Source organism: Enterobacter sp. Sphag1F, assembly GCF_014193275.1.
GTDB lineage: Bacteria > Pseudomonadota > Gammaproteobacteria > Enterobacterales > Enterobacteriaceae > Pantoea > Pantoea symbiotica.
On the sequence record NZ_JACHZD010000002.1, the window covers coordinates 875,531 to 887,968 of the forward strand.

Consider the following 12,438-nt stretch of genomic DNA (forward strand, 5'->3'; position numbering starts at 1 on the left):
GAGGCGCACATGAACCGAATGCTGCGCTGGATCTTTACCCTTTGCATCGCTTATCCGGTGGTGTGGATCTGGCTGGGTGTCGCCGTTGCCAACCGCAAGAAGCTACCGAAAACAGGCCCGGCGATGATTGTGGCGAACCATAACAGCCATCTGGATGTGCTGACGCTGTTCACGCTGTTTCCCCTTTCGACGCTGGTGAATGTACAGCCGGTTGCTGCGGCTGATTACTTCCTGAAAAACAAAGTGGTGGGTTGGTTTGCGCTCAAGGTGATTGGCATCATCCCGGTATATCGCGGGGCGCATCAGGCTAATCCGTTGCAGGCCTGCGTCGATGCACTGGCGGAAAAGAAAATCGTGATTATTTTCCCGGAAGGCACGCGCGGCGAGCCGGGGAAACTGTCAGAAATTAAATCTGGCCTGTGGCATCTCAGCCAGCAGTGCCCGGATGTGCCCATCATTCCGGTCTATATGCACGGACTGGATCGCTCAATGGGTAAAGGTCAAAAAATACCGGTGCCGTTCTTTATCGATATTTATATCGACGATCCGCTGCGTTATCAGGACAACAAGGCTGAATTTAAAAGCGCGTTATTAAATCGTTTTGTCGAATTACAACAGCAAGCCATAAGGAAATCATCATGAGCCAGGAAGGACGTTTATTTCAGGAAGGATCTTTTTCAACCAGCGACGGTGAATCTCTCTATTTTCGCCACTGGCCCGCGCAGGATGCGCAGAGCAAAAAAGTGATTGTGCTATTTCATCGCGGGCATGAGCACTCAGGTCGTTTGCAGCATGTTGTCGATGAGTTGCTGATGCCGGATGCCCATTTTTACGCCTGGGATGCGCGTGGACACGGACATTCGCCGGGAGAGCGAGGTTACAGCCCAAGCCTGGCTCGCTCAGTGCAGGACGTCGATGAATTTGTTCGCTTTGTCGCTGAACAAGCAAAGGTAAACATTGAAGACATTGTTGTGATTGCGCAAAGCGTCGGTGCGGTGTTGGTTGCCACCTGGGTGCATGACTACGCGCCTAAAATCCGCGGTATGGTGCTGGCATCGCCAGCGTTTAAGGTGAAGTTGTATGTGCCTTTCGCTCGCGCGGGTTTAGGTTTGCTGCAACGTATTCGCGGTCTATTTTATGTGAACTCTTACGTCAAAGGGAAATTTCTCAGCCACGACCCAGAGCGTATTAGCAGCTTTGAGCAGGATAAACTCATCACCCGTCAGATTGCGGTGAATATTCTGCTGGATCTGTATAAAACGGCGGAGCGCATTGTTTCTGATTCTGCCGCCATCACCGTGCCAACACAGCTGCTGATTTCCGGCGATGATTTTGTGGTGCACACCCAACCGCAGAAAAAGTTCTATCAGGCTCTGCGTAGCGCCATTAAAGAGCAGCATATTCTGCCCGGTTTTTATCACGACACGCTGGGAGAAAAGGATCGCCAGCTTGCCTTCGATAAAATGAAGCCGTTTATCGAACAGCTTTACCACGCTGCACCTTACACCTTCGATTACAGCAATGAAGATCAGTGGAGTCCGGGCGCTGATGCATACCGTGAGTTGCAGGCACCACCTAAGCGCTGCTCACTACAAGGCATGTCTTACGCTTCACTGAGTTTTGGCATGAAAACCATTGGCAGGCTGTCTAAAGGCATGCGCCTGGGATATGAAACCGGTTTTGACTCTGGCAGCACGCTGGATTACGTCTACCGCAACACGCCTGAAGGCACCGGCATTGTTGGTCGCATCATCGACCGGCAGTACCTCAACAGCATTGGCTGGCGCGGCATTCGCATGCGCAAAGAAAATATCCAGCAGGTGATTGCGCAGGCCGTAGCAAAACTGCAAGAGCACAATTTGCCGGTTCGCGTGGTCGATATTGCCGCGGGACATGGCCGCTACGTTCTTGATGCGCTGGAGAAACAGCCGGGAATTGAAAGTATCTTGCTGCGAGATTACAGCGATCTGAATGTGGAGAAAGGCCAGGCGATGATTGAAGCGCGTCAATTAGGCCACCTCGCGCAGTTTAAAAAAGGCAATGCCTTTGATTATGACTCGCTCGCCACACTCGCGCCTGCGCCAACGCTGGGCATTGTCTCCGGCCTGTATGAACTGTTCCCGAGCAACCAATTAATCAAAACATCGTTGGCCGGGTTAGCCGCAGCCATTCCGCCGGGCGGCGTGCTGGTTTATACCGGGCAACCGTGGCATCCGCAGTTGAAAACCATCGCATGGACCTTAACCAGCCACCAGAACGGCATTCCCTGGTTGATGCGCGTGCGCAGCCAGAATGAGATGGATACGCTGGTCGAAGACGCTGGATTTGAGAAGTGCCACCAGCTGATCGATGAGTTTGGCATCTTTACCGTGTCGCTGGCGGTAAGAAAATAGCATGACTGAATCGTTGCTGACACAACGCCCTTTTAGCCCCTGGAAACAGGGGCTTTGCTGGCTTATGTTGCTGGGGCCACTGTTTTTTCTCAGCTATGGGCAGGTTAATACCTACACCGCGACCCGCGATGATGTAGAAAGCCTGGTGTTTGCCTGGGAACGTTCGATTCCATTTGTTCCCTGGACTATCGTGCCTTACTGGAGCATCGACCTGCTTTACGGTATTTCGCTGTTCATCTGCACATCAAGACAAGAGCTGATGCGTCACGGCTATCGCCTGCTTGCAGCATCGCTGGTGGCGTGTGCAGCGTTTTTACTTTTCCCGCTGAAGTTTACCTTCACGCGCCCGGAAACCCAGGGTGCCTTCGGCTGGTTGTTCCGCCAGCTTGAACAGTTTGATTTACCCTATAACCAGGCGCCTTCGCTGCACATTATTCTGACCTGGCTGCTCTGGCTGCGCTTTCGCCTGCATCTAAATCGCAATGTGAGAATCGTTGCGGGCGGTTGGTTCCTGCTGATTGCTGTCTCCGTACTAACCACCTGGCAGCACCATTTTATCGATGTAATTAGCGGGATTGTGGTCGCGATCATCATCAGTTACCTGATTCCGATTAGAGGAGAATGGCGCTGGCAGCGGCCCACTTGGCACGCGCGACGTCTCGCAAGAAAATACTGCCTGGGTGGAATGCTGTTTTTAATGGCGGGCGCAGCGATTCCCTGTGGTTATTTGCTGTTGTGGCCTGCCATAGCGCTGCTGGCAGTGGCTGCGGGCTATGCCGGATTGGGCGTGACGGTATTCCAGAAAAGCAGTTGCGGCAACTTATCTCTCTCCGCACGCCTGCTGCTTTTACCCTATCTGATAGGCGCGAGGATTTCCCGCCGCTGGTTTTCCCGGCATACCGCGCAAAGTAATGAGATTGCCGCTGGCGTATCGTTGGGCAGGTTTCCGGACAAGGCGCAGCAAGATATTGCTGTTTTTGACCTGACCGCAGAATTACACAAAGGCAGCCGGAACGCACAGAGATGGCAGGCCTATCCGCTAATGGATCTGCTGGTGCCAGACATTGAGCATTTGCGCACTGCAGTAAGACAGCTCCAGCAACTGCACCGGGAAAATGACAAGGTGTTGGTTTGCTGCGCGCTGGGTTTATCGCGCAGTGCCACGGTGATTGCGGCGTGGCTGCTGGCAGAAAGGCACGCAGCTTCTGTCGTTCAGGCCGTTGAACTCATCCATTCCCGACGCCCGCAGATTGTTCTCACACCTGCACACATTGAAATCCTGGAAGCATTCAGCAAGGAACAGCCATGTCTGACATCATGATGACCAACCGAATTGTGCAAATTCATCTGGCAAGCTGGCGCTACTTTGCCGCGCTGACACTGCCACCGTTGGCGCTGATACTCAGCCTTTTCTACTCCGCGCTGAGTCTGCCGTTAATGTTGTTGTTCTTCATCACACACTACTACTGCTGGCGTTTATGGCTTGATGAACGGCTCTTCGCCTTGCTCAACAACGAAGACGACCTTGCTGAGTTTGACCGGGGCATGGCGCAGATGTGGCCGAAAAAATTTGCCCGCCCGCGTTCTCTGGCAGATCGCCTGCACGGAACAAGAGTCATGTTTTACCGGGCAATGATCTCACTGCTGGTATTGTGGTTGGTTTCACTCTGCTCAGTGATTTATCTGGCACTTACGCTGGTTGAGTAGGTGAACAATGAACGATCATGATTTCCTAAAATATTTCGACAGCGAAATGCGTTATCTGAAAGCTGCTGCGCAGGAGTTTGCTGAGGAATATCCGGAGGCGGGACGGCGACTGGGTGTCGACGGCAAATCTCTGAAGATGGATGACTCGGTCGAGCAACTGTTTCAGGGCTTCTCGCTGATGATGGCGCAGATGCGCCGCAAGATTGATGACGATATTCCTGAGCTAACAGAGCCGCTGCTCGGGCATCTGCTGCCCGTGGTGAACCGCACGCTGCCATCAATGTCTGTGGTGGAACTTACGCCTGATATGGTTGCTCAGGTACGTGATGCGGTGCTGCCGGAAGGCACAACGCTGCTGACCCGACCGATGGATATTACTGGCCTGCGCTGCCCGTATCGCACTACCGATGCGCTGAAATTGCATCCGCTGACGCTGGGCGAGATAACGACGCCCTTCCATCCTAATGGGCACCAGATGATCTCCCTGCGGTTTTCACTCAGCCCTCAGGCAGATCCGAGCCAGGTCGATCTCAGCGATATCCCGCTCTACATCCACGGAGATCGCCCGGTGCAGTCGTTGATGTATCAGGCTCTAACCAACCATATTGAAAGAATTACTGTTCGCCAGCCGCAGATCGATAACTGGGATCCAAAACCCTTTAGTGGCGACATCCGTGCCCGCTGGCAACAGCACTGGCACTCGGTCTGGCCAGAAAGCGATAGCCCAGCCTTGTGCGGTGAAGTGCGCCCGCTGCTGGAATATTTCAGTTTTCCGGCTCGCTACGCCTTCTTTACTCTTTCGGGGCTCAACACACTTCTCTTCAACGAAAGCTGCCGCGAGGTTATTCTCGATATTCACCTCAGTCAGCCACTTCCGCGTGATATTTCCCTGCCGGAAGACGCGCTGCGCATTCACTGCGTGCCGGTGATTAACCTGTTTACGCTGAACGCCGAGCCGCTGAAGGTGAAGCCTGCGGTGCTCGATTATCTTCTGCGCCCGCACCGCCTGCGCGATCAGCACACTGAGATTTACAGTGTTGATGAAGTTGCCGCCAGCGAAATACTGGATAAACGGCGTTATGTGCCGTATCGGCAATTCCGGCAAAAAGGTGGCATGTTGCAACGCAAAGAGTCCTGGCCAGAGCGATATTTCCATACGCGTGTCTGGCGGGGTGTCAGCGGTCTTTATGAAACCTTGCTGATGCTGGGCGGCGATGAAAGCGAGACCGATCGGGTCGAGGATGATGCCACGCTGTTTATGAACATCACCTGCACCAATGGTAACTATCCGCGTATGGCGCTGGAGAAAGCTGTATTTGATGGAAGCGCTGTAACCGGCAACCTGACGTTGCAGTGCACAACGCGTCATCCCCCTTCTATGCCTTATTACCCGCCAACCACACAGTTGTATCAGTGGCATCTGATGTCGCTGCTGCATCCGCGCGCCCTAAGCCAGATGATTAACGATGCTGCAAGCCTCAGAGCCGTGCTGGCGCTGTTTGACTGGAGCAATGACGATAACAACCGTCGTCGCATCAGCGGGATTCGTCACGTCAGTTGGCTTCAGGACTATAACTCCTCGTATCACTGGCACGGCGTGCGCATCCGCGTGGCGCTTGATGAAACCCAGTTCAGCGGCACCGGCGATGCACGCCTGTTCTGCGAGTTGCTGGAACAGTTCCTGACGCAGTACGCCAGCGTTGTGCGCTTTACCCAGCTGACGGTGCTGCTGATTGCTTCGGGCACCGAGTGGGCCTGGCCGGAGCGGCGCATTGATAGGGTGCTGATGTGAGCGAAGAAAACAACAAACCGTTCTGGCTGGATGATAACGGCAATGACCAGACCGCGCAGTATAACTTTTACCGCTTCTGCCAGCTGCTGGAGCAGACGACCGGCAGCCGTCTCGGCACGGGCCGCACGCCAAAGAGTGATCCGGTGCGCTTTCGTCCCAATCCGCACCTGGGCTTTCCCGCCGGGGAGCTAAAACGCACGCAAATTGACTCTGATAATCCGGATGCGCCGCCAACGGTCAGAACCAACTTCTTCGGCCTGTACGGTGTTGATTCGCCGCTGCCCACCAGCATCATTGATGACATCAACCAAGGGCGTGACGGAGCTGATGTAATGGCAGCGTTTCTGGATATCTTTAATCATCGGCTGATGACGCAGTTTTACCGCATCTGGCGCAAGTACAGCTATCCGGCCACCTTTGAGCCGGGCGGTACCGATACGGTTTCGCAAAGCCTGATGGCGCTAACCGGCATTTCCCACAGCGGTGACCAACCTTCATCACGCTTGCTGGCGATACTGAAACCGTTGCTGCATACCACACACACTGCTGAAGGTATGGCAGCGGTGATCAACAGCCAGGCACCGAACACCAAAGTTGAGGTTTTCGCACATCATCCGGTGACGATGCCGGTGGCAAAACGCGCCCGGCTTTCAATACGCAGCGGCATGACGCTTGATCAGAATCCGATACTGGGCGATGAAACCCGCGTGGCTGATTACTGCTCACGGGTTGAGCTTTCAACAGACGATCCTGATGAAGCGAAAGGCTGGATGCCTGACGGACAGCTTAGGAATGACGTGATGGCGCTACTGCGCACCTATCTGGGCTGTGACTATGATTTGCGGTTTTGGCTGACGATTCCCACACGATTGCTGCCAATGCCACGGCTGGGCGATCCCGGGTTGTTCAATGGATACAACATGATGCTGGGGCTGAGGGAGGATAATCAGAGTGCGATGCCGGATATGGTTCGGATACGTATAGGGCGGCTGCGCGAGGAAAATTTGGAGACTGGAAGGATGCGACAGGGACATTTGTGCTGAAAAGAAAACTGAACGAGAGTCCTTATGTGATGAGACGAATGTTGAATATATGGAGATAATCCATTTGTTTTTTACTTGCGATAAAAAATCTTAACCACTTCAAACTCCAAGTCACATCCGCGCTCAAAAATAATGATTAATTAGCCATTAAAATCAATACGTTAAACACATCCCTCCGTTCTCTCCTGCATAAATGAAAATTTTCTTAAACACTTAAGAACACCATGTTCAGCCAAGCTCTATGAGGCCACATCAATCTAAATGGAATTTTAAAGCAAGATTTGGAATCTCTCCCTCAAGAAAACATCTTTTTTTACGTCAAAAAACTTCAAAAAAAAACTTTTTTACGTAAAATATGACGTAACCAACTCTGGGCGATTTGATCATTAAAGGGACAATCTGATGGCGAACATTGACGTAGAGTACTGCTATTCCTTCCCCGCTTTGCGTGGTATTCAGGCTGGTAAGCCTTTTTACGTCGCGATGTGCCCGATGCGTGTGATCCCAAAAATTTTTAGTTTCGATGAGAATGACGTTCCCCCAGAGCTCAGGGCTCAGAGGACGCTCAATAAAGCACGCATCCCTGAGATGGCAAGATATCTAATTGATAATCCTGATGATTACATCTTTTCAGCATTGACAGCATCAATCGCTGTTGATGTTAGATTCGATGAATTTATGGATTCAAACAATTTGGGTACCTTGAGGGTCCCAATGGAAGCTCAAATTTTAATTAATGATGGACAACATCGTAGAAAAGCGATTGAAGATGCTTTGGAGCAGAAACCCGAGCTGGGTCAGGATAATATTCCTGTCTTATTCTTTGTCGATGAGGGGTTGCAACGTAGTCAACAAATGTTCGCAGATTTGAACAAATATGCTATTCGTCCAAGTCCATCACTTTCATCACTGTATGATCACAGAGATATCAGTTCAAATCTTGCCCGTTATTTAGCTATGTCAGTTGAACCATTTGTTGGACTTACAGAGATGGAGAAATCGAGCATCAGCAAGCTTTCTAATAAGCTTTTCACCCTTAGTAGTATCAAACAAGCGACTCGTGCTTTATTAGGTAAAGATCCAAAAGAAAATGACTTTGAAGAAATGACTCAATTAGCGTCTCTTTACTGGCAAACTATTTTCGATGTTATGCCAGATTGGCAACTAGCTGCCAAAAAGCAAGTATCACCAGCCCAGTTGCGCCAAGATTATGTTCATGCTCACGGGATTGGCCTCCATGCGCTAGGACTTCTTGGGCGAAGCTTAATGACAGAGTATCCAAACAATTGGCGTCAGAAAATAACTAACTTAAAAACCTTTGACTGGCGCAAAAGTAATTTAGATCTCAGTAAACGAGCAATGCAGCATGGAAAACTAAGCAAAAGTGGCACGGCTATTCAGTTAACATGCAACGCACTTAAGATCGCGTTATTACTCCCCCTATCCTCTGAAGAACTTGAACTCGAAGCTCAAATGGCTGCCCAATGAGTAAATTAATACAGGCCTTCGATTTGGCCGAATATGAAGATTTTATTAACCAAGAACAATTCGCTGGTCGTCCTCTTGCTGAATATGTCTCAGAAGTACAGCGAATTTATTGCTCGGATAAGCGCCCCTGGGTAATTGGCTACAGTGGTGGCAAAGATTCCTCAGCGGTTATTACTCTGGTTTATTTAGCCTTGCTGGGATTACAGCCAGAATTGCGTAGTAAAGACGTTTACTTAGTGTCATCAGATACACTGGTTGAAACACCCGTTGTAGTCGATTTGATTAAGAAAACGATGCAACAAATAGAGGCGGGCGCAAAGCGCAATGGTCTGCCGATCACCCAACATGCTGTTACGCCGATAACCAAAGAGACCTTCTGGGTCAATTTGCTGGGGAAAGGTTATCCGGCTCCAACCCGTAGTTTCCGTTGGTGTACCGAGCGTATGAAAATCAATCCAGTAAGTGACTTTATTAAAGATAAAGTCAGCCAGTTTGATGAAGTTATCGTCGTGTTGGGTTCGCGCAGTAGCGAAAGTGCTTCTCGCGCGCAGGTAATAGCAAAGCATAAAATTGATGGCTCCCGGCTAGCCAGGCACACTACGCTGGCAAATGCATTTATCTATACCCCCATTGATACCTGGGATGTAGAAGATGTCTGGAAGCTGCTGCGCGGTGCGTTTCGCTATGCCCCAGAAGATATTATTGAGTGGGAAAGCCCTTGGGGCGGCAATAACCGTCCGCTCTGGACACTCTATATGGACTCTTCCGCACAGGGCGAGTGTCCACTGGTGATCGATGAAAGTACCCCTTCCTGTGGTAACTCCCGCTTTGGCTGCTGGACCTGTACCGTAGTCACCAAAGATAAAGCGATGGAAAGTCTGATCAAGAATGGCGAAGAATGGATGTACCCTTTGCTGAAATATCGCGATCTGCTGGCATTTACCACCGACCCCGTGAATAAAGATACGTTCCGCAACTATAAGCGCCGTACCGGTAAAGTGAGTTATCAATATGCCAAGGACGGCGAAGAAATCAGTGCGGAACGTAAGCATGTTCCCGGCCCTTACTGGCTCAAATATCGTCAGAAGTGGCTTATAGATTTGCTGGAAATTGAGCGCGATTTGAACAATCAGGGCCATAACATCACGTTAATTACGCAGCCGGAGCTACACGCTATTCGACAGGAATGGCTGAAAGATCCTAATGAGCCGGACTGGTACGATACTTTGCCAGGTATTTATCGCGACGTTTACGGGAAAGACCTGGACTGGGTTATTGACGACCAGTCACGTTTCAATGCTAGCGATGCGGAACTGCTTGAGCAGATCGCCCAAGGGTTTGAGGTGGTTCCTGAGATGGTTATGAAACTGATTGAGCTTGAGGTTTCTATGGAAGGACTCAGCCGCCGTCAGGGTATCTTTGACAAACTTGGCACCATCTTGAAACAAGACTGGGGCAGTCTAGAAGAAATTAAACAGCAGCAACAAGCCTTACAGAAACGGAACGACCGAGATATTCATCAGGATGAAGTAGCAAAATTGGAAGCCGAACTACAGATCTTGCAGCGCAGAATTGCCGAAGTGAGCGAGCCGACTCTGCTTACCAGTGAGGAAAAAGAACGTGTTAATTAAACAGCTGGTATTGCGTAATTTCCGTGTATTTAATGGTACTCATGTCATTGATTTGGCCCCGAGAAAGCGCCAGAACAATGATAACCCGCGTCCGATAGTTCTTTTCGGTGGGCTTAACGGAGCAGGAAAAACATCGATTCTGTCTGCAATCCGCCTGGCATTGTATGGTCGGTTAGCGTTTGGCTCAGCAACTCAACAACAAGAGTATGTTGAAGAACTCAGCGCATTAATTCACAACGGATTAACAACTGATGAACGGCCAAGTGAAGCGTCGATTAAACTTGTTTTCACCTATAACAAAGGCGGGCATGAAGCTGAGTTTACCGTCACGCGCACATGGAAAAAAGGGAAAAAGGATCAACTATCCCTCCAGCAAGATGACCAATTCCTTGAAGAGCTGGATTATGATCAATGCCAGGGTTTCTTGAATGAATTAATTCCGCATGGAATTGCCGATTTATTCTTCTTTGATGGTGAAAAAATTGCAGAGCTCGCTGAAGATGACTCTGGTAATGTTCTGCGTACAGCCGTACGTCGCTTATTAGGTTTAGATCTCATCGCGAAACTTCGTAATGATTTGATGATCTTTGTTAAGCGTCAGCAATCCAGCCAACTAGCAGACTACCAACAACAAAAACTTGCTGAACTTGAAGAACAGGTTAAGCAGTTTGCTTTTCAGACAGAGCATATTTTAGAAAAAGCTGATTTTGCCAAAATACGAATTGATTTTCTTTCAAAAGAAACCAACCGATATGAAGCACTTCTGAATGCGCAAGGTGGTGCTTTTGCTCAGACAAAAGCACAAGAAAAACAGAGAGTTGACACTCTGTTAAAAGAAAAAGATCGCCTTGAAAAAGCATTGCGCCATGAATGCGATAGCTCACTACCTTACGCTCTAGCACCTAAGACTCTAGGGCTTTTGCTTGAGCAAATTAGTGCAGAGATACAAATCAAGCAGGCGAACAGTTTTGAAAAGGAATTAACTCAATTTCTTACGCAGCTGAAAAATGATATTTCATTCCGCTCAGGAACTACTGGCAAAATTGCTGCAGAATCAATTGAAGATAATTTGAAAGATTACCTGGCTGGAAAACCGAAAGGTGAGCTGTTATTTGACATCTCCGAACGCGAAGCTGGGATGATCCAACAATCGATCGAAAAGGACAGCAAGAAAGCGTGGCAACGTTTTGACCTTTATCGTAACCAATTGGCTGAAGTTGAAGAGCAGCTTGAGCAAGCCGCGGCAAACATTGCTCGTGCACCGGAAGATGATCAACTTATCGATATATTTGAAAAACTTCGGGAACTTGACCGTAAACGCGAGAGTAAACGTCAGGAGTATCGCTCGCTGTTGGAAGAAGCAAAACAAACTAAACAGCTGCAACTGGACTGTGCTCGTCAGGTACAAAAAACACACGATCTGGCACGTAATCAACATAACTCCGATAGTGCATTTAATAATGCCCAAGAAACAATCAACCTGCTTGACCGCTACAGCGAGCTTTTGACTCAAGCAAGGGTGAAAACGCTATCAGCGAATTTTGAAGGTGCTTACCGTAAATTAGCTCGTAAAGAAGATTTGCAGCTCAATGCACACATCAATCCTGAAACGTTTGATGTGGAATTAGTTGATGAAAACGGCTCAGTGATCAATCGCAAACTACTCTCTGCTGGAGAGAAACAGATCTATGCGATTGCGATTCTTGAGGCCTTGGCAAAAACTTCTGGTCGTGATTTGCCGGTAATCATTGATACTCCATTGGGCCGTTTAGACTCTCAACATAGAGATAAACTGATTAACCACTACTTCCCGTTTGCCAGCCATCAGGTTGTGTTGCTGTCTACAGATACGGAAGTGGATGAGCGTTATTTTGTCGATCAATTGCGTGATGATATCTCTCATGCTTATGAGATAGTGTTCAGTGCACCTACGAAATCTTCCACACTTAAGCCAGGTTATTTCTGGGAATTAACTAAGGAGGCAATCTGATGCTCCCAAACAGAATGCAGCTCAGTCGTCAGACTGAGGAACAACTAAAAAAGCTAAAGGGATATACAGGGATAACTCCTAACGTAGCCGCCCGCTTGGCATTTTTCCGTTCTGTCGAAAGTGAGTTTCGATATTCACCAGAGCGAGATAGTAAAAAGCTGGATGGCATTTTAATACTCGATAAAATTACGTGGTTGGGGGAGACATTGCAAACTACGGAACTGGTGCTGAAAATGCTTTATCCTCAGATAGCTCAGAAAGATATAATTAAGGCATGGGCGGCGCATGTTGAGGATGGGATTGCGGGGTTAAGAAATTATAGAAACTTAATTAAGTTCTCACATGCAATTTAAATTTTCCCGCCAGATTTATGGCGGGAAAGTTTAAAAAGGGT

The 12,438-nt window shown here is 49.2% G+C and carries 10 protein-coding genes; all 10 read left to right on the top strand.

Annotated elements, in window-relative coordinates:
- Positions 1 to 9 precede the first annotated feature (9 nt).
- The 10 genes from FHW71_RS09620 to dndE all read left to right on the top strand — a co-directional run bounded on the left by FHW71_RS09620 (position 10) and on the right by dndE (position 12,397).
- On the top strand, positions 10 to 642 hold the full coding sequence (locus FHW71_RS09620; RefSeq protein WP_179451668.1) for a lysophospholipid acyltransferase family protein: 633 nt from the start codon (positions 10 to 12) through the stop codon (positions 640 to 642).
- Positions 639 to 2,393, top strand: a complete 1,755-nt coding sequence (locus FHW71_RS09625) for a bifunctional alpha/beta hydrolase/class I SAM-dependent methyltransferase (RefSeq protein WP_179451669.1) — start codon at positions 639 to 641, stop codon at positions 2,391 to 2,393. Before FHW71_RS09620 ends, FHW71_RS09625 begins: the two co-directional genes overlap by 4 nt.
- 1 nt (position 2,394) lies before the next feature.
- The gene (locus tag FHW71_RS09630) at positions 2,395 to 3,714 is read left to right on the top strand and encodes a phosphatase PAP2/dual specificity phosphatase family protein (protein WP_179451670.1); all 1,320 of its coding nucleotides are present in this window, start codon (positions 2,395 to 2,397) and stop codon (positions 3,712 to 3,714) included.
- Positions 3,699 to 4,100, top strand: coding sequence for a hypothetical protein (locus FHW71_RS09635; protein WP_179451671.1), 402 nt, complete (start codon positions 3,699 to 3,701; stop codon positions 4,098 to 4,100). Before FHW71_RS09630 ends, FHW71_RS09635 begins: the two co-directional genes overlap by 16 nt.
- 7 nt (positions 4,101 to 4,107) lie before the next feature.
- Entirely contained in the window at positions 4,108 to 5,892 is a 1,785-nt protein-coding gene (gene tssF / locus FHW71_RS09640; RefSeq protein ID WP_179451672.1) for a type VI secretion system baseplate subunit TssF, read from the top strand.
- Entirely contained in the window at positions 5,889 to 6,935 is a 1,047-nt protein-coding gene (gene tssG / locus FHW71_RS09645; RefSeq protein ID WP_179451673.1) for a type VI secretion system baseplate subunit TssG, read from the top strand. The genes tssF and tssG overlap by 4 nt, the downstream gene beginning before the upstream one ends.
- A 402-nt stretch (positions 6,936 to 7,337) precedes the next feature.
- Positions 7,338 to 8,423 carry a DNA sulfur modification protein DndB gene (dndB, locus tag FHW71_RS09650; RefSeq protein WP_179451674.1) on the top strand — a complete coding sequence of 362 codons (1,086 nt, stop codon included), beginning with the start codon at positions 7,338 to 7,340 and terminating at the stop codon, positions 8,421 to 8,423.
- Positions 8,420 to 10,054 (top strand): DNA phosphorothioation system sulfurtransferase DndC, encoded by a 1,635-nt coding sequence (gene dndC / locus FHW71_RS09655; RefSeq protein WP_179451675.1) that lies wholly within the window; start codon positions 8,420 to 8,422, stop codon positions 10,052 to 10,054. The genes dndB and dndC overlap by 4 nt, the downstream gene beginning before the upstream one ends.
- Positions 10,044 to 12,044, top strand: coding sequence for a DNA sulfur modification protein DndD (gene dndD, locus FHW71_RS09660; RefSeq protein ID WP_179451676.1), 2,001 nt, complete (start codon positions 10,044 to 10,046; stop codon positions 12,042 to 12,044). The genes dndC and dndD overlap by 11 nt, the downstream gene beginning before the upstream one ends.
- The gene (gene dndE / locus FHW71_RS09665) at positions 12,044 to 12,397 is read left to right on the top strand and encodes a DNA sulfur modification protein DndE (protein ID WP_179451677.1); all 354 of its coding nucleotides are present in this window, start codon (positions 12,044 to 12,046) and stop codon (positions 12,395 to 12,397) included. The genes dndD and dndE overlap by 1 nt, the downstream gene beginning before the upstream one ends.
- The last annotated feature ends 41 nt before the right edge of the window (positions 12,398 to 12,438 follow it).